Origin of the sequence: Gemmatirosa kalamazoonensis (assembly GCF_000522985.1) — a bacterium.
Taxonomy (GTDB): Bacteria; Gemmatimonadota; Gemmatimonadetes; order Gemmatimonadales; family Gemmatimonadaceae; genus Gemmatirosa; species Gemmatirosa kalamazoonensis.
Window position 1 is genome coordinate 316,981 of record NZ_CP007129.1, and the last position, 17,252, is coordinate 334,232.

The 17,252-nt window shown below is 71.8% G+C and carries 11 protein-coding genes; 3 read left to right on the plus strand and 8 right to left on the minus strand.

The features are described 5' to 3' along the window. Window positions 1-142 precede the first annotated feature (142 nt). Window positions 143-2,341 (plus strand): S9 family peptidase, encoded by a 2,199-nt coding sequence (locus J421_RS24410; protein ID WP_025413738.1) that lies wholly within the window; start codon window positions 143-145, stop codon window positions 2,339-2,341. A gap of 40 nt (window positions 2,342-2,381) precedes the next feature. Beyond that, window positions 2,382-4,631 carry a TIM-barrel domain-containing protein gene (locus J421_RS24415; protein WP_025413739.1) on the plus strand — a complete coding sequence of 750 codons (2,250 nt, stop codon included), beginning with the start codon at window positions 2,382-2,384 and terminating at the stop codon, window positions 4,629-4,631. Between the two features lie 24 nt (window positions 4,632-4,655). Here J421_RS24415 and J421_RS24420 read toward each other — a convergent pair whose 3' ends face one another. Both J421_RS24420 and J421_RS24425 read right to left on the minus strand, forming a co-directional pair. After that, entirely contained in the window at window positions 4,656-5,909 is a 1,254-nt protein-coding gene (locus tag J421_RS24420) for an oligogalacturonate lyase family protein (RefSeq protein WP_025413740.1), read from the minus strand. 1 nt (window position 5,910) lies between these two features. Continuing rightward, entirely contained in the window at window positions 5,911-7,716 is a 1,806-nt protein-coding gene (locus J421_RS24425; protein WP_104023249.1) for a prolyl oligopeptidase family serine peptidase, read from the minus strand. A gap of 132 nt (window positions 7,717-7,848) precedes the next feature. On the opposite strand from J421_RS24425, the gene J421_RS24430 reads away from it, so the two are divergent. Next, on the plus strand, window positions 7,849-8,430 hold the full coding sequence (locus J421_RS24430; protein ID WP_148306518.1) for a hypothetical protein: 582 nt from the start codon (window positions 7,849-7,851) through the stop codon (window positions 8,428-8,430). Window positions 8,431-8,521: 91 nt separating this feature from the next. On the opposite strand, the gene J421_RS24435 is transcribed toward J421_RS24430, so the two are convergent. From J421_RS24435 to araD1, 6 genes are all read right to left on the minus strand, one after another. Next, window positions 8,522-9,841 (minus strand): hypothetical protein, encoded by a 1,320-nt coding sequence (locus J421_RS24435; RefSeq protein ID WP_025413741.1) that lies wholly within the window; start codon window positions 9,839-9,841, stop codon window positions 8,522-8,524. A 71-nt stretch (window positions 9,842-9,912) separates the two neighbouring features. Then, window positions 9,913-11,541 (minus strand): HEAT repeat domain-containing protein, encoded by a 1,629-nt coding sequence (locus J421_RS24440; RefSeq protein ID WP_158508889.1) that lies wholly within the window; start codon window positions 11,539-11,541, stop codon window positions 9,913-9,915. A gap of 56 nt (window positions 11,542-11,597) precedes the next feature. After that, window positions 11,598-13,316, minus strand: coding sequence for a M1 family metallopeptidase (locus tag J421_RS24445; protein ID WP_025413743.1), 1,719 nt, complete (start codon window positions 13,314-13,316; stop codon window positions 11,598-11,600). Between the two features lie 133 nt (window positions 13,317-13,449). Next, the gene (locus tag J421_RS24450) at window positions 13,450-15,234 is read right to left on the minus strand and encodes a GH39 family glycosyl hydrolase (protein WP_025413744.1); all 1,785 of its coding nucleotides are present in this window, start codon (window positions 15,232-15,234) and stop codon (window positions 13,450-13,452) included. 29 nt (window positions 15,235-15,263) lie between these two features. Beyond that, a complete protein-coding gene (locus J421_RS24455; RefSeq protein WP_025413745.1) occupies window positions 15,264-16,166 on the minus strand; it encodes an NAD(P)-dependent oxidoreductase in 903 nt (300 codons plus the stop codon). After that, window positions 16,163-17,161 (minus strand): AraD1 family protein, encoded by a 999-nt coding sequence (araD1, locus tag J421_RS24460; protein ID WP_025413746.1) that lies wholly within the window; start codon window positions 17,159-17,161, stop codon window positions 16,163-16,165. The genes J421_RS24455 and araD1 overlap by 4 nt, the downstream gene beginning before the upstream one ends. Window positions 17,162-17,252 lie beyond the last annotated feature (91 nt).

Sequence of the window (17,252 nt, forward strand, 5' to 3'; positions counted from 1 at the left end):
AAGGACTGAAGAGTGACTGAAGAAGGATCAACCAAGACAAGAGTTGTTGTCGTTTGTCCTTCTTCAGTCGGTCTTCAGTCCTGGCAGTTGTCTTCCAGAAACACGTACGTGGAGTCGTGAACGCCACGCCCAGCCTTCCCCGATGATGCGCCGAATCCTGGTTGGAACGCTCGCTTCGCTTACGTTCGTCTCGTCGCCGCGCGCGCAGACGGTCACGGCGGCGGACTACGCGCGCGCGGCGCGGTTTCTCGCGCCCGGCGTGAACGCCCTCGTCGTCGGCGGCGTCGTGGTGCCTAACTGGCTCCCCGACGGGCGGTTCTGGTACCGCAACACGACGCTCGGCGGCCCGGAGATCGTCGTCATCGACCCGGTGAAGCGCTCGCGCGAGCGGTGTGACGCCGGCGCGACGACGTGCGCGGGCGCGACGATCTCGGTGCCGGCGAGTGGCGGCGGCGGACGCCGCGGCTTCGGGGGTGGGGGCGGACCGGTGAGCTCCACCGGGCAGCCGCTCGCGCTGTCGCCCGATGGCCGGAAGGGCGCGTTCGTGAAGGACTGGAATCTGTGGGTGAGGGACATGACCAGCGGCCAGGAGCGCGCCCTCACCACCGACGGCACGAAGTGGTTCGGGTACGCCATCGACAACGCCGGATGGAGCACGAGCGATCGCGCGATGGTCGCCTGGTCGCCAGACTCGCGGAAGATCGCCACGCAGCAGCAGGACGAGCGGAGCGTCGGCGAGATGTACCTCGTGAGCACCGTCGTCGGCCACCCGTCGCTGCGCGTGTCGAAGTTCCCGCTGCCGGGCGACAGCGTGATGGCGATGCTGCACCGCGTCGTGATCGACGTCGATGCCGGCACGGTCACGCGCCTCAGGATGCCACCCGACTACCACCGGGGCACCATCGGCGACGACATCCGCATGGGCGACTACGTGTGGAGCCCCGACGCGAGGCGCCTCGCGATCGCGTCGGTGGCGCGCGACCACAAGCGCGCGTGGCTTTCGATCGCCGACGTGGCGACGGGCGATGCGCGCAAGGTGTACGAGGAGACGGTACCGACGCAGTACGAGTCGCGCGCACAGTGGCAGGTGCTCTGGCCGACGAACGAGTTCGTGTGGTACTCGGAGAAGGACGGCTGGGGACAGCTCTACCTGCACGACCTCGCGACCGGCGCGCTGAAGAAGCAGATCACGACCGGCGAGGGGCCGGTGATGTCGGTCGCGCGGCTCGACGAGAAGGGGCGCGCGATCTGGTTCGGCGCGAACGGGCGCGAGCCAGGGCAGGACCCGTACTTCAACCACCTCTATCGCATCTCGCTCGAAGGCGGTCGTCAGACGTCGCTCACGCCGGAGGACGGCAACCACACGACGACCTTCTCGCCCGACGGGAAGTGGATCGTCGACACGTACTCGACGCCCGTGGTGCCGCCCACCGTGGTGCTGCGCGACGGCGCGACCGGGCGCGTGGTGATGCCGCTCGAGAAGGCGGACATCAGCCGCCTGCTCGCGACCGGATGGAAGCCGCCGATGCCGATCACGGTGAAGGCGCGCGACGGCAAGACCGATCTCTACGGCCTGATGTTCGTGCCGACGCAGCTCGACTCGACGAGAAAGTATCCGATCGTCAACAACGTCTACCCGGGGCCGCAGACCGGCAGCACGGGCAGCCGCTCGTTCGCCGCCGCGCGCGGCGACCGGCAGGCGCTGGCCGAGCTGGGCTTCGTCGTCGTCACGATCGACGGCATGGGCACGCCGGGGCGGTCGAAGGCGTTCCAGGACGCGTACTACGGCGCGATGGGGCGCGACAACACGATCCCCGACCAGATCAGCGGGATGACGGATCTCGCGCGGCGGTACCGCTTCATCGATCTCGACCGCGCGGGGATCTGGGGACACTCCGGCGGCGGCTTCGCGACGACCACCGCGATGTTCCGCTTCCCCGGCGTGTTCAAGGTCGGCATCGCCGAGTCGGGGAACCACGACCAGCGCGTGAACGAGGACGACTGGGGCGAGCGCTACCAGGGGCTCGTGGTGCGCGACGCGACCGGCACCGACAGCTACGCGGCGGAGGCGAACCAGGAGTTCGCGAAGAACCTCGTCGGGCACCTGCTGCTCGCGCACGGCACGATGGACACGAACGTCCCGCCGTACCAGACGATGCTCGTGGCCGACGCGCTCATCAAGGCGAACAAGGACTTCGACCTGCTGATGATCCCGAACGCGAACCACGGCTACGGCGCGGCGTCGAACTACATGATGCGGCGGCGGTGGGACTACTTCGTGAAGTGGCTGATGGGCAGCGAGCCGCCGAAGGAGTTCGATCTCGGGACGGCGACGCGTTGACGGGCCATCTACCGGCTTCGGTCCCCGACCCACGGCACGCATGCCCGATCGTCTCTCCCGGCGCGACGCGCTGAAGCGGCTCGGCGCGTTAGGCACCCTCGGCGGGCTCGGCGCGCTGCGCGGCGTGCTCCGCTCGGCGGAGATGGTCGTCGCGGGGCGGCCGGTGGAGGTGGCGGTGTTCGCCGTGAGCCGGGTGACGGTGCGCATCACGGTGCGGCCGATCGAGTCCGGCGACCCCGTGCCCGTGCCGACGACCGGCGCGCTCGTGAGCGACGCGCCGGGCACGCTCGTACGCCGGACGCGTGTGCCCGGCCCCGTGCGCGTGCGCGCGGGCGACCTCGTGGTGGGCCTGTCGGACGGCCCGCCGACGATCGTCGTCGAGACGCGGAGCGGCGAGACGGTGCAGCGCCTGACGCTGGACGCGTCGGCGCCGGGCATGTCGTTCCTGCTGCCTAACGGTCCGCTGCTGGGACTGGGTGAGGGCGGGCCGCAGTTCGATCGCAGGGGCGCCGCGGACCCGATGCGCAACGGCCAGGGCGGCTACCGGCTCGCCACGCACGGCACCCGCGCGCCGATCCAGTGGCTGATCGGTACGGGCGGCGGCTGGGCGATGTTCGTCCACCAGCCATACGGCGCGTTCGACCTCACGGGATCCCCGGGGCGCTTCACGCCGCCGGCGGAGAGCGCGCTGCCGCTCGACGTGTTCGTCGTCGCGTCGCACGACCCGGCGATCGTCATGCGCGAGTACGCGCGCGTCACCGGCCTCCCGATCATGCCGCCGCGCTGGGCGCTCGGCTACCAGCAGTCGCATCGCACGCTCGGCGGCCGCGACGAGATCCTCGGCGTCGCGCGCACCATGCGCGAGAAGCGGCTGCCGTGCGACGCGCTCATCTACCTCGGCACCGAGTTCGCGCCGTCGGGGTGGAACACGCGCAACGGCGAGTTCACCTGGCACGCGGGGAACTTCCCCGACCCGAAGGCGATGCTCGACACGCTGCACGCCGAGCACTTCCACGTCGTGCTGCACGCGGTGGTGGAGGGAAGGCGCCTGACGGGACGCGTCACCGACCCGTGCACCGCACCGCCGCTGCCGAGCGGACGCACGCCGGACAACCGGTGGCCGCCGGACCGCCAGGTGTCGTGCTACTGGCCCGCGCACCGCCCGCTCATGGCGCTCGGCGTCGACGGCTGGTGGCCGGATCAGGGGGACGGGTTCGACGGGCCGTCGCGCTTCAACCGCCATCGCATGTACTACGAGGGCTCGCTGCTCGAGCGGCCTAACGAGCGGCCGTACGCGCTGCACCGCAACGCGTCGGCCGGCGTGCAGCGCTTCGGCGGCTTCGTCTGGTCGGGCGACGTGCACTCGCGGTGGGAGACGCTCGCCACGCACGTCGCGGTCGCGATCAACAGCGGGCTGTCGGGGCTCCCGTACTGGGGCACCGACATCGGCGGCTTCGTGCCGACGGCCGAGCTCACGGGCGAGCTGTTCGTGCGCTGGTTCCAGTTCGGCGCGTTCAACCCGCTGTTCCGCTCGCACGGCCGCAACTGGCACCTGCACCTGCCGTGGGGGTGGGACGGCGGCGACGGCGGCCCTCCGGAGACGGGCAGCTTCCACGCCGACCCCGCGGCGCTGCACGACGCCGACGTCGAGCCGATCTGCCGCAAGTATCTCGAGCTGCGGATGCGGCTCATGCCGTACCTCTACACGGCCGTGCGTGACGCGTGCGACACCGGCATGCCGATCGTGCGCGCGCTCTGGCTCCATCATCCCGACGACTCCGCGGCGGTCGCCGACGGGACCGCGTACCTGTGGGGGCGCGACGTGCTCGTGGCGCCGGTGGTGGAGCAGGGCGCCACCGTCAGGCGCGCGTACCTGCCGCGCGGGCGGTGGTGGGACTTCTGGACCGGCGAGCCCGTGGACGGCGGGCGCACCGTGGAGCGCGCCGTGGATCTCGCGACGCTGCCGCTCTGGGTGCGCGGCGGCGCCGTGATTCCGTTAGGCCCGGTGCGCCAGTGGGTCGACGAGCCGTCCGACGCGCCGACGTCGCTGCGCGTGTACCCCGGCGCCGACGGGCGCTCGACACTCTACGACGACGATGGCCACACGCTCGACTACCGGCACGGCGCGTGGTCGCGTCTCGCGCTCACGTGGGACGACCGCCGCCGCCGACTCACCATCGCGCCCGCCGGCGGCACGCCCCGCGCGCGGGAGTTCGAGGTGGTGCTCGCGAACGGCGGCGAGCCGCGGCGGGTGCGCTTCACGGGCAAGGCGATCACGGTCGCGATGTAGTCGTGAGACGGTGCGGCGCAGCGGCTATCGGCGTCTCGCGATCTCCACCGCGTACACGTGGCGCGCGCCGTCGAAGTTGCCGGTGAAGATCACCCACTTCTTGTCCGGCGTGATCGAGCCGTTGGGCTCCACGCCGCCGCGGCCGGTCACGTAGTTGTGCCGTGACATGTCGACCAGCTTCTCGCGCCGCAGCGTGCCGTCGGGCTGCACGCGGAACAGGTTGATCCACCGGCCGTCCTTCGCGAACGCCACCTGCGTCTCGTCGCCGCCGTCGCCCATGAACAGCGAGTCGTCGCGCGACACGTTGTAGTGCACCGACCATGCGTCGCGGTCGACGCGGTAGCGCCGCTCCCTGCCGGTGGCGACGTCGACGCCGGCGATCCAGAAGACCCCGCTGCGCGGCGTCTGCAGATCGAACCAGATCGTGCGGCCATCGTGGCTCCAGAACTCATGGCCCGCGATCTCCATGTCCATCGTGCGCCGGTGGCGCAGCGTCATCTCGGATCCGTCGGTGCGGATCGTCCAGATGCGGTCCACCTCGTGCCACGTGCCCTCGTGGCAGTAGAGCAGCAGCGCGGGATCCGTCGGCGAGAACTGCAGGTGGTTGAGCCACGCGTACTGGTAGCCGGTGGTGCGCGACGCGCCGGTCTTCAGGTCGGTGAAGACGAACGCCATGCCGTCGGGGTTGAGCGCGCGCCGCGCGAGGCCGTCCTCCTTCGTCACCGCGTACTGCTGCTCCGGCGTCAGCTCGTCGAGCCGCTTGCCGGGGAACATGCGCTCGAGCTGCGGGCGCGGCTCGCGGTACGCCGGCCGCGGCGTGTGCCCGGAAGGATCCTCGGCCGCGACGGCCGTGGCGGCGACGCTCTCGTCGGCGTTGATCACGGTGCGCGTCGCGTGCGGCACGCGGCGCGTCGCCTTCGTGTCCATGTGGTACGCGAGCACCTCGCCGCCGCGGGTGAAGTAGATCTCGCGCGACCGCCGGGCGACGTACGCGCCGCCCGCCGGGCGCGGCACCGCCAGCTCGGCGCGCGGCGGCGCGGTGCCTAACGCCGTCAGATCCACCGTCATGATGCCGGCGGGACCCGTGAAGACGAAGCGGTCCCCCTCCGGCGAGTACGCGTTGTCGTGGAAGTAGAGCGTCTGACTCCCCGGCTCCGCGGACAGGCGGATGACGCGGTGGCCCGTAGCCGGATCCACCCAGTCGGTGCGCGGCTCCTGCGCCGCCGCGCGCGAGGCGATCAGCGCGGCGAGCAGCGGCGCGACGACGCGGAGCCGCACCTCACCACCACACGTACGGCGGGTCGTTCGGCCCGTCGTAGAAGCTCGGGCCGAGCTGATCGCCCTGGCCGCCCTGGTCGCCCGGCGTCGCGCCGCCGCCGTTGATCGCCTCGTCGGTCACGCCCGCGTTCCAGTTCGGCGGCGCGACGCCGAGCAGGTGCTCGACGAAGAAGTCGTTGCGCTTGCGCACCGCGTACGCGCCGCCCGCGCCGTGGCCGCCGTTGGGCACCACGAGCAGGTCGAAGTACTTGCCGGCGCGGATCAGCGCGTCCGCCACCTGGTAGCCCGACGACGGATCCACGTTCGTGTCGAACTCGCCGATGACGAGCATGAGGCTTCCCTGCAGCTTGCTCGCGTTCACCACGTTCGACGACGCCTCGTACTGCGGGCCTAACGGCCATCCCATCCACTGCTCGTTCCACCAGATCTTGTCCATCCGGTTGTCGTGGCAGCCCGAGTTCGCGTACGCCGCCTTGTAGAAGTCGGGGTGGAAGAGCAGCCCGCCCATCGCGTTCTGGCCGCCGGCGGAGGTGCCGTAGAGCCCCACGCGCGTGACGTCGTACCACGGGTTCCTCGCCGCGTACGCCTTGTGCCAGAGAATGCGGTCCGGGAAGCCGGCGTCGCCGAGGTTCTTCCACGCGACGTCGTGGAATGCCTTCGAGCGATTGTTCGTCCCCATGCCGTCGATCTGCACGACGACGAAGCCGAGCTCCGCGAGCGCCTGCAGCGACTGGCCGCCGCCCCACGTCTTCGGCACGAAGCTTCCCTGCGGGCCGGCATAGATCTGCTCGATCACCGGATACTTCCTGCTCGGGTCGAACGCGAGCGGCTTCACGACGATCCCCCAGATGTCCGTCGCGCCGTCGCGGCCCTTCGCCGAGAAGACTTCGGGCGGACGCCAGCCGGCGGCGACCTGCGCCGACATGTCGCCCTTCTCGATCGGCGTGAGGCGCCGGTCGCTCGTGCGGCGCAGCTCGACCACCGTCGGCAGGTCGACGCGCGAGTACGTGTCGACGTAGTACGCGTGGTCGGGCGACCAGTACAGCGTGTGCGTGCCGTTCGCCTCGGTGTAACGAACGAGTCCCGTGCCGTCGAAGTTGATGCGGTAGTAGTGGACGAAGTACGGGTCCTGGCCGGCGATCGTACCGCTCGCGCGGAAGTAGATCTGCCGGTGCGCGACGTCGACCGAGTCGACAGCGCGGACGACCCACGGGCCCTTGGTGATCTGGTTCTTCACCTTGCCCGTCGCGCCGTCGTACAGGTACAGGTGCGCCCACCCGTCGCGCTCCGACATCCACAGCACTTCCTTGCCGTCGTCGACGTCGTAGCGCCAGTAGCTGCCGTGGTCCGTCTGGTTGCCGTTCAGCGGCCGGTACGAGAAGAACGTCTTCGGCTCGTCGGACACGACGGCGCGCGCCGCGCCGGTCGCGGCGTCGACCTCGATGACGCGGTAGACCTGATGGCCGCGCTGGTTGTACTCGAACGTGAACCCGCGCGAATCCTTGTGCCACGCGGCCTGCGAGATCTGGTACGGGTTCGGGAACAGCGCGTTGTCGATCGGGCGCGCGGCGCGCGGCTCGACGTCGATCAGCACCGGCGTGGTGACGTCGAGCACGTCGCCCGGCTTGCGGTAGAAGATCGACGTGTCCTTCGGCTGGAGCTGATCGGCGGGCGACGAGAGGACGTAGTGCACGAGCCGGTTGTAGCCGGGGCGCCGACGATACGCGACGAGGTGCTTCGAGTCGGGCGACCAGCGGATCGACATGAGCTGGTACGCGTCGCCCTCGGAGCCGTCGAAGCTGAGCATCGTGTACGCGGGCGCCGCCCCGGGCGCGCCCCCGGCACCGGCCGTCGCGCCGCGCCGCCCGCACCGGGGCGCGGGCCGCCGGCGCTGTCGTTCGCCGAGCGCGACGGGCGCACGGCGACGTTGAAGTTCTGGATGAATGCCTCCGTGCGCCCGTCCGGCGAGATGCACGACGTGGTGCGCGGTCCGGCGAACGGGTTGCCCGACGCGGCGCCCGCGCTGCCTAACGCTGCACGAGCCCCGCGGCCGCCGGGCGGCAGGCACGCCATCCACGCGGTGAGCGTGTCGCGCCCCGTGTCGGCCGGCCCGCCGGGGCGCCCACCGCCGCCGAAGCGCCCGCCCTGCGACACGTCGGGCGACGCGGCGGCGCCGATGCGCACGCACGCGAAGTCGGCGAGCGCGCACCGCCAGCGCGAGCCGTTCGCGTCCACTTCCACGGCGGCGTCGCCGTTCACGAGCGCGAACTCGCCGAACGGGAGCGTCGACGCGGTATACGCGGTGCTCGGCCCCGCGGCGCGCGTGAGCGCGTCCGCGAGGCGCGCGTGGTCGAACGCGGCGCGCTTCTCGCCCGTCGTCGCGTCGACGACGACGAACGCGCTGCCGCCGCGCACCGATTTGCGGTACCAGAACCGGGTCGGCGAGATCCACGTCGGCGGCTGCGCGACGTCCACGGTGAGATTCGCGAAGCGCTCGCCGACCGCGGCCGCGCGGCGGTAGTCGGCGAGCGTGCCCTGCGCGCCTAACGGCGCGGCGAGCAGGAGGGACAGGGCGAGACGGCGCATATACATGGCGGGGGATCTCGGGCGGCTCACTTGGCCGGTTGGGCTCGGGGCACGCAGGCCGGGGTCGAGTCGGTGGGGCGCGAGGCGGTGCTGTCGTGCGACGCGGCGCGCGCGCTCTGGCGCTGCTGCTCGCGCTGCTGCTCGCGCTGCTGCTCGCGCGCCCACCACTCGGGGTTGTGCTCGCGCACCCAGCGCTCCATCTCGTCGCGCGGGCGCGCCGCGACGTTCGCCGTCGCGGGGACTCGCGTGCGCTCGGGGATGAGGCGGCTCACGAGCGAATAGAGCGTCGAGTCCTCGGCCTTCAGCCCCGCGCGATCGCGGCCACCGTTGCCGACGTACCACTCGACGCCGCCGGCCCAGTACTCGTTGAACGTGTTGCCCGCGTAGCCGAACGCGGTGCGCAGGCACGTCGCCTTCGCGTGCTTGTACGCGTCGACGATCGCCTGGAACCACGCCGGGTCGGCGTTGCCGATGCCGGCGCCCATGATCGCGTGCGAGAACTCGTGCACGCAGATGTTCGTCCCCCAGTATCGCGTGCGGTAGAACCCGAGGACGTTCTCCTCGGCGCACGTGGTGAGCGTACCGCCCATGCCGCGGGCGCGCGGGTTCCAGTAGCCCTCGGCGGACATCGAGCCGAGGCCGCCGGGCTCGTAGTAGCGCGCGCGCTCCTGCGGGGTGAGGCGCGGATCGAGGTACTTCGGCACCGTCCAGCTGCGCTGCTCCGGCACGTCCATCGTGTACTCGGTCTCCGCCATCACGACGACGCGCCCGCCGTGCGCGATCATGGAGTCGCGGACGTCCGGCCGGTGGCCGAGCATGAAGTTGACCTGGTCGCGTACGATCGCGATCGCCGCGTCGGACACCTTCGCGGATCCGAGGATCGGGTAGCCCGTGGCGTCCGCGTACTTCCTGTAGAACGTCGTGTCGAGCCTGAACCGCTCCACGATGTCCGCGGGCGGCGCGGTCACGACGTAGCGCAGGTAGTCGTCGACGATCGGCTTCGGGCGATCGGTGGGGAGCGCGGGCGGCGTGAAGCGACGGAGCTCGGCGGGGGGCGTCCACCCCGGCGGCGCGCAGTCGGGGATGCGCGCGCGCGGCGGCTCGACGACGCCGGCCGGCGTCGGCGCGCTCGACTCCCGGCTCGCGTCGGCGGTGGCGGCCGCGGTGGGCCACGGGCACGCGACCATCGCGGGACGCTCGCGCGCCGGGCGGGCGGCCGCGCCGCTCGCGCCGCTGGCGCTGCTTGCCGCGCGCGCGGGGGCCGGCGGCGTCGTCGCGGGCGGTGCGTGCGCGCAGGCGAGCGTGCCGGCGAGCACACCCGCGAGCAGGCGGTGGGATCCAGACATGCGACAGGGCATGAGACGTCGAGCAGTATGCGGGATGTTATCCAATATGCAATATGCAATATGCCGCGCGACTACGGCCCCACCACCCGCGCCGCCGTCACGGCGTCGCCCAGCGCCAGCCGGTCGACGACGTCGAGCCCCCGCACCACCCGCCCCACCGACGTGAAGTCCCCCTCGTTGTGCGGCTGCGGCGTGTTGCCGAGCGTGTAGCCCGGAACGCCCGTGTCGAGCCCCGCCGTCGCCCAGCTCAGGTTCCCCCGCAGCAGTCGCCGTCGGCTCACCTCGTCGCGCTGCAGACGCGCCCCGACGACCGGCCGCTGCTGCGCCACGAAGTCGGGCACCACGCGCGTGAACTCGGTGCCGACGATCGCGCCCGACGCGGTGAGGCGCATCACCTCCTCCACCGCCATCGGCGCGTCCCCCGGATAGAGCTCGATCTCGATCGCGCCGCGCGGCGTCGTCCACACCACGCGCGGCCGCGGCTTCCCCTCGTAGTCGGGCACCACCCACCGCTCCACGAGCCGGCGGTAGTCGGCGAGCCCGCGCGTCGTGTCCGGTCCCGGGCGCGGTGTGGCGCGCCGCGGCCCCGTGCTGCGCGCCGTGTCGCGGAGCGCCGTCAGCACCTGCGCCGCCGTCGCGCGGCAATAGGGCACGGAGTCGCGGGCGACCTCGGGCGCCGCGCCTAACGCCTCCGCCGGCGCCGCACCCTGGAGCGTGCGCAGGGCGGTGATGCGCAGCGCACACGGGTGGTCGGCCGCCGTGGCGCCGACCAGGGCCCGGACCACCGCCGGGTCGCGGACGCGCGCGAGTCCCTCCGCCGCGCTCACCGACAGCCACGTGTCGGCGGAGCCGAGCGCCGCGAGCAGCGTCTGCACGGCCGCCGAATCGGCGTAGGTGCCTAACGCCCGCACCGCCTCGGTGCGCACCCGCCGGTCCCGGTCGCGCGCGGCGGCGAGCAGCCGCGCCTCGGCCTCGGCACGCCGTCCGGCGGAGTCGGCCTGCGGACGCGAGAGGCCGCGCACCGCCCACGATCGCACGAGCGGCGACCGGTCGGCGGCCAGCGCGAGCAGCGTGGGGACCGCCGCCGGGTCGCGCGGACGGAACAGCGCCCACGTCGCGCGCCATCGCACCTCCTCGTCCGGCGACCGCGTCCAGCGCACGATCGGCCCCAGGTCGCCGCGCGCCGTGACGCGCCCGATCGCGAGCAGCGCCTCGCCCACCGTCGCGCGGCCGCGCGCATCGGTCGGCGCGGCCGCGAGGAAGCGCTCGAGCGCGTCGCGCGCCGTCACGGTGCGGATCTTCCCGAGCGCGGCCGCCGCCTCCGTGGCCACGGTCGGTGCCGTGCGCGGCGCGGAGAGCAGCGAATCGAGCCACGGCACGGCCGCGCTGTCGCGGAGCTGCCCCACGGCGAACACGGTGGCCGCGGCGACGGCGGTGTCGGCATCGAGCGGCCGCGCGCGCAGCAGCGCGACCCCGCGTCGGTCGGCGATGCGTCCGACCGCCACCGCCGCGCGTCGACGGACCTCGGCGTGCGCGTCGGCGAGCAGCGCCGCGAGCGCCGTCGTGTCGAGCCGGCGCCGGTCCTCCAGCATCTCGAGCGTCGCGATGGCGTCGACCTCGCGCGCGCCTAACGGTGGGGCGGCCCGGTGGCTCGGCGATTGACCGCAGAGGACGCAGAGGGACGCAGAGGAAAACAACAACGAAGTGGTCCTCCTCTGCGTCCCCCGCGTCCTCTGCGGTTCAAACGAACAGCCCGTCATGGCGCCGCCGCGTCGACCGGCTTCGCGATCACGTAGAAGTTCGGGTCGACGCGGAACTCGGACAGGTTCGGGAGCCGGACGCGCGTCCGCTGCCACGCGGTGGTCGGGCGCAGCCACGCGAGCTCGGGCCAGTCGAGCGTCGCCTTCACCGGCATGTCGAACCCCGGCACGACGTTCGTCCACCGGTACACGAGCGTGTCACCGGCGAGACGGTACTCGAGCGTCGGCACCATCGTCGTGCGCAGGTACTGGTCGAACACCTTCGTGAGGTTCAGTCCCGACTGGCGGGCGATGTACTCCTCGATCTGCCGCCCGGTCACGGTCTGGTGCCAGAACGTGCGATTGAGCCCGCGCAGGATGTCGCGCCACCGCGCATCGTCGTCGACGAGCTGCCGGATGGTGTGCAGCATCTCGCCGCCCTTCGGGTACATGTCGCCGGAGCCCTGGTCGTTCACGCCGTACGCGGGGATGATGGGACGGTCGTTCCGGATGCCGCGTCGGTTGCCGACGATGTAGCGCGCGCCGGCGTCCTTGCCGTGCAGGCACTCGGTGTAGATCCCCTCGGCGTAGTTCGCGAAGCTCTCGTGCACCCACATGTCGGCGTTGTCCTTCGCCGTGATGTTGTTCCCGAACCACTCGTGCGCGCTCTCGTGCACGATGATGAAGTCCCACGTCAGGCCGAGGCCCGTGCCCGAGCTCTCGCGCTTGCGGTAGCCGTTCGCGTACCAGTTGCCGTACGACACCGCGCTCTGGTGCTCCATGCCGGTGTTCGGCACCTCGATCAGCTTGTAGCCGTCCTCGTACCACGGGTATGGCCCGAACCACCGCTCGAAGCACTGCAGCATGGCGCGCGACTGCGGGAACTGCCGATGCGCGTCCGCGACGTGGTAGTCGAGCGGCCAGTAGTCGAGCGTGAGCTTTCCTTTCAGCCCGTCGTACGTGTCGGAGTAGTGCGCGTAGTGCCCGGCCGCGACGGCGATCGCGTAGTTGTTGATGGGGTTCGTGACGAACCACTCGAACGTCGAGGTGCCGTCGTCGTTGTGCCGCGTCGCGCGCAGCCGCCCGTTCGACACGTCGAGCAGGGGGTCGGGGACGGTGAGCGCCACGCGCTGCGAGTCGGGCTCGTCGGCCTGCGTGTCCTTGTTCGGCCACCACACGCTGGCGCCCATGCCCTGGTCGGTGGTGACGATCCACGGCCGGCCGAGGCTGTCCGCGGTCCACGTGAAGCCGCCCTGCCACGGTGGGTTGCGCGCGATCTGTGGTCGCCCGTGGTACCACACGGTGATCGTGCGCCGGTCGCCGACGCGGTGCTGTACGTTAGGCGTCGCGAAGAACGCGTTCCCGTCGCGGCGGAACCGCACGGGGCGCCCGTCCTGCAGCATGCTGTCGACGACGAGCGGCTCCATGAGGTCGATCTGGAGCTCGCGCGCCGCCGGGGGCGCGGCGGTCACGCGGTAGGTGATGGCGTTGTGGCCCGCGATCGAGCTGTCCTTTGGGTCGACCGCGACGTGCAGGTCGTAGAACGTGACGTCCCACCACCGCCGTCCGGGAGACGTGTACGAGCCGCGCAGCGTGTCGGCGTGCGACGACTTCGGCACGTACGTCACGCGCGGCGCGCGGGCCGAGCTGACGACCGTGTCGCGGGTCGGATTCTGGGCGAGGAGCGGCGTTGCCCAGGCGCACAGCAGCGCGGCGAGGCGCGTGGTTCGAGACATGAGCGTACGGCGTTGTAGTGAGTGAAGGTCGTCGTCGCGCCGTTCGGGGCTCCACGACGACGGTTTTCAATTCAGTGAATTCTCGAAATTCATTGAATCGAAACCCTACTTCGTGGAGTCGTGAATGGCGCCACTACGGCCACTCGACCACGACCAGCGACACGGCCTGCCGAGGCAGCGCGAACTCGAGGCGCGCGCTGCCCCCGTCGACGTGCACGCTCGACGGCCCGTCGAGCTTCGCGAGCTGCCCCGCGGCCAGGAGCCTGTCGTACTGCTCGCGGCTCGGCGCGATCGGCGATCCCATCCGCTTCCACTCGGCGAACGCGTTCGAGTGCGCGTCGTCCACCCGATAGTGCGTGACCCGCGCCTCGCGGGTGCCTGACGGCAGGCCGGCGAGCGACAGCGACACGCGCGCGCCGGGCCCCGGCACGTCGTCGTCGTGGTAGTGCCACACGAGCACGGCGAGCTTCCCCGGCGCGAGGCTCGCCAGCGCCGACACGTCGGGCGCGCCGCGCACGCCGTCGCGCACCATCGCGTCGAGCCCCGGATCCCGGTCGCTCTCCGCCGACACGTGCTGGCCGCCGAGCCCCGCGAGCATGCGAAACACGTTCAGCACCGGCAGGTCGATGCCGTTCGTGGCGAGCACGCGGAAGCCGGCGAAGTACGGCTGGTCCTCGAACTCGAACGCCCACGTCAGCGCGCCGAGCAGGTTCACGCCGTGCCGCTCGGCCAGCAGCACCGTGCGCGCGTAGGCCGCGGCGGTGTAGCTCGCGTACATCGTCCCGTTGCGGTAGCCGAGCTGCGGGCCCTGGCACGCGGCGCAGCCGTCGGGGTCCGACTCGCCGATCACGATCGGCGTCGCGCGCAGCTCGGGGAACGACGCGATGCGCGCGAATCCCTGATCGATCGTGCGGAGCTGCGCGGCGATGCCGGTGCGCACGTGCCCGTCCACGAAGCTCGGCGCGCCCTTGGCGTGGAACGACACGAAGTCGTGCGGCGTGCCCGTGGCGCCGGTGGCGAAGTTGCGGCCGCGCAGCACGTGCTCGAGGAAGCCCTGCATGAACGCGCCGCCGCTCCCCGCGACGTCCGGCCCGCCGACGCGCGCCGTGGGCAGCGCGCGGCGCACACCGGCGATCGCGTGGTCGTGCAGCCGCAGGAACTCCTCGGGCGTCCCCTTCCAATAGCCGATGTTCGGCTCGTTCCACACCTCCCAGTACCACCGCTCGACCTCCGCGCGGCCGAAGCGCTCGACGCAGTGCTTCACCCACCGGTACACGAGCTCCTCCCACTTCGCGTAGTCCTTCGGCGGGTAGGCCCAGCCCGTGTACACGTCGTCGTAGGGGAGCCCCGGGCGCCACGCGTGCTGGTACGGCTCGGGGTGCGTGGACAGCGCCTGCGGCATGAAGCCGATCTCGACGTACGGGCGCACGCCGCGCGCGAGGTAGGTCGCGAAGATGCGGTCGACGACGGAGAAATCGTACACGGGACGGCCGCGCGCGTCCTCGGTGTAGACGTTCGTGCTCCCCCACTTCAGCGCCGGCGTGCCATCGCCGGTGACGAGCAGATGGTGCGTGCGGAAGTAGACCTGCGGACCGCCGCTGTCGCCCAACGAGCCCAGCTCCGCGACGAGCTTGCGGCCGTCCTTCATCGTCGCGTAGTTCGGCTCGTCGGCGCCGAAGAACCGCCACGCGGGTGGCAGCGCGCCTAACGGTTTCGCGGCGTCGACGCGGATCGCGACCGGGAACGCGGGCTCCTGTGCGCCGCCCGCAAGCGCCGTAGCCGCCGACAGGATCAGCGACAGGAGCGACAGGAGTCCGACGCTCTTCTTCTCGACAGGATGAACAGGACGGACGGGATGAGAACCAACAACACGTGTAGTGCCTTTGTTGTTGGTCTTTATCCTGTCCGTCCTGTTCATCCTGTCGAACGCAACGGCAAAGGTGTCGTTCATCCCATCGGTCCTGTCTGCCCGCCCCGTAGCGGCTCGACGACGGCGGAGACGTCCTGCTCGCCGAGCCCCGCATCCACCGCGCGATCGAACGCGGTCTGCGCGGTCGCCGCGGTAGTGAGCGTCACGCCGTGGCGCTCGGCCGCACGCTGCGCGTACACGAGATCCTTGCGCATCAGCGCCAGGTGGAAGCTCGGCGCGTACGCGCGCGCCGCCATGCGTGACGCGAACGTCTTGATCAGCGGGCTCCCCGGCGCGCCGTTCGTCAGCACCTCGAGCGCCTGGTCGCGGTCGAGCCCCGCGCGTTCGACGACGGCGAGAGCTTCGGCGAGCGACGCCGCCTGCACGCCGCACAGGAAGTTGTTCACGAGCTTGAGCAGCGCGCCGCTCCCCGTGGGCCCCACGTGCACGACGCCGCGCCCCATCGCCTCGAACGCCGGACGCGCGCGCGCCAGCGCCGCCGCCGCACCGCCGACGAGGAACAGCAGCTCGCCCGCGTTCGCCTGCGTCTTGCTTCCAGTGACCGGCGCGTCGAGCAGCGCGCAGCCGCGCGCGTCCGCGGCGGCGGCCAGCTCGGCGACCCACTCCGGCGTCAGCGTGCTGGATTCGACCATCACCGTGTCGGGCGCAGCGGCGCCCAACGCGCCGCGGTCGCCGAGCCACACCGCGCGCGACGCCGCGTCGTCGGCGACCATCGCGATCACGATCGACGCGCCGGTGGCCGCGTCGCGCGGCGAGTCGGCCACGCGCGCGCCGGCGGCGGCGAGCGGCGCGGCGCGCTCGGCGGAGCGGTTCCACACGGTCAGCGGGAACCCGGCGCCCAACAGGCTTCGCGCCATGCCGCTGCCCATCGTGCCGAGGCCGAGCAGCGCGACGCGCGGGCGCGCGGTGTCGGCGCTCATGCGAGCGACCCCACGGCGACCGGCGCGTGCGACGCCGCGTCCACGCGCAGCGGGTTGCGCAGCGCGCGGCCGAAGCCGTCGAACGCCACGCGCATCACGTCGCCGTCGACGAGACGCAGACCGTCGCCGAAGCTCAGCGCGCAGGCGCCGAAGTAGTGCACGTGCGCGTCTCCCGGCCGCCGGTGCGCGGCGAACTTGAAGTGATGATGCTCGATGTTGGACAGGCTGTGCGACATCTCCGCCTCGCCGGTGAGGATGGTGCGCGACCAGACGTCGGTGCCGCCGCGCTCGATCGCCACCTCGCCGCGCACCGAGTCGAACGTGGGACCGACGACCAGCTCGGGGCCGAGCGCGCAGGTGCGCAGCTTGGATCCGGCGAGGTTGAGGTAGTTGCGCTTCTCGAACACGTGGTCGGAGAACTCGTTGCCCGTGCACATCCCCACGCGCCACGGCGTGCCGTCCGGCGCGACGACGTAGATGCCCGCGATCTCCGCCTCCTCGCCGCCGTCCTCCGCGTACGGGGGCACCTCGAGCGGCTCGCCGTGCGCACGCAGCGTGGTGCCGCATCCCTTGTAAAACCACTCAGGCGCCACGCCCACCACGCCGTCGGCGGGCCTGCCGCGCTCGAGGCCCCAGCGGAACATCCTCATGCTGTCGGTGAGCTGCGACTCGTCGCCGTGCATCGCCTGCCGGTCGCGCGCGCTGCCGAGGTGCGTGAGGCCCGTGCCGGTCACGAGACAGCGTGCCGGCTCCTCGGGATGGTCGAACGGCACCATGAGACGCCACGCGCTGCGGCCCTCGTATACCTCATCGTAGTCGAGCGTCTCGTCGCTCGCGTGCTCGTGCACGATGTCGGTGAGGGACTTGCCGCCGACGATCGCGGCCTGCGCGAGCGCGTACGTCGAGTCGAACGTGCCTAACAGTCGGAGCCGCGGCTCGTCCACGAGCGCGACGCGGCGCTCCGAGCCCCGGCGGAGTTGTGCGAGTCGGGTCATGCTCTGGAGGTCTCACGCGGAGACGCGGAGAACGCGGAGACAACCAACATGAGGTTGTTGCCGTTCTCCGCGTCCTCCGCGTCTCCGCGTG

Coding starts and splice junctions, on each gene's coding strand:
- J421_RS24410 (WP_025413738.1), top strand. CDS start 143: ATGATGCGCCGAATCCTGGTTGGAACGCTCGCTTCGCTTACGTTCGTC.
- J421_RS24415 (WP_025413739.1), top strand. CDS start 2,382: ATGCCCGATCGTCTCTCCCGGCGCGACGCGCTGAAGCGGCTCGGCGCG.
- J421_RS24425 (WP_104023249.1), bottom strand. CDS start 7,716: ATGCTCAGCTTCGACGGCTCCGAGGGCGACGCGTACCAGCTCATGTCG.
- J421_RS24430 (WP_148306518.1), top strand. CDS start 7,849: ATGAATGCCTCCGTGCGCCCGTCCGGCGAGATGCACGACGTGGTGCGC.
- J421_RS24435 (WP_025413741.1), bottom strand. CDS start 9,841: ATGTCTGGATCCCACCGCCTGCTCGCGGGTGTGCTCGCCGGCACGCTC.
- J421_RS24445 (WP_025413743.1), bottom strand. CDS start 13,316: ATGTCTCGAACCACGCGCCTCGCCGCGCTGCTGTGCGCCTGGGCAACG.
- J421_RS24450 (WP_025413744.1), bottom strand. CDS start 15,234: ATGAACAGGACGGACAGGATAAAGACCAACAACAAAGGCACTACACGT.
- J421_RS24455 (WP_025413745.1), bottom strand. CDS start 16,166: ATGAGCGCCGACACCGCGCGCCCGCGCGTCGCGCTGCTCGGCCTCGGC.
- araD1 (WP_025413746.1), bottom strand. CDS start 17,161: ATGACCCGACTCGCACAACTCCGCCGGGGCTCGGAGCGCCGCGTCGCG.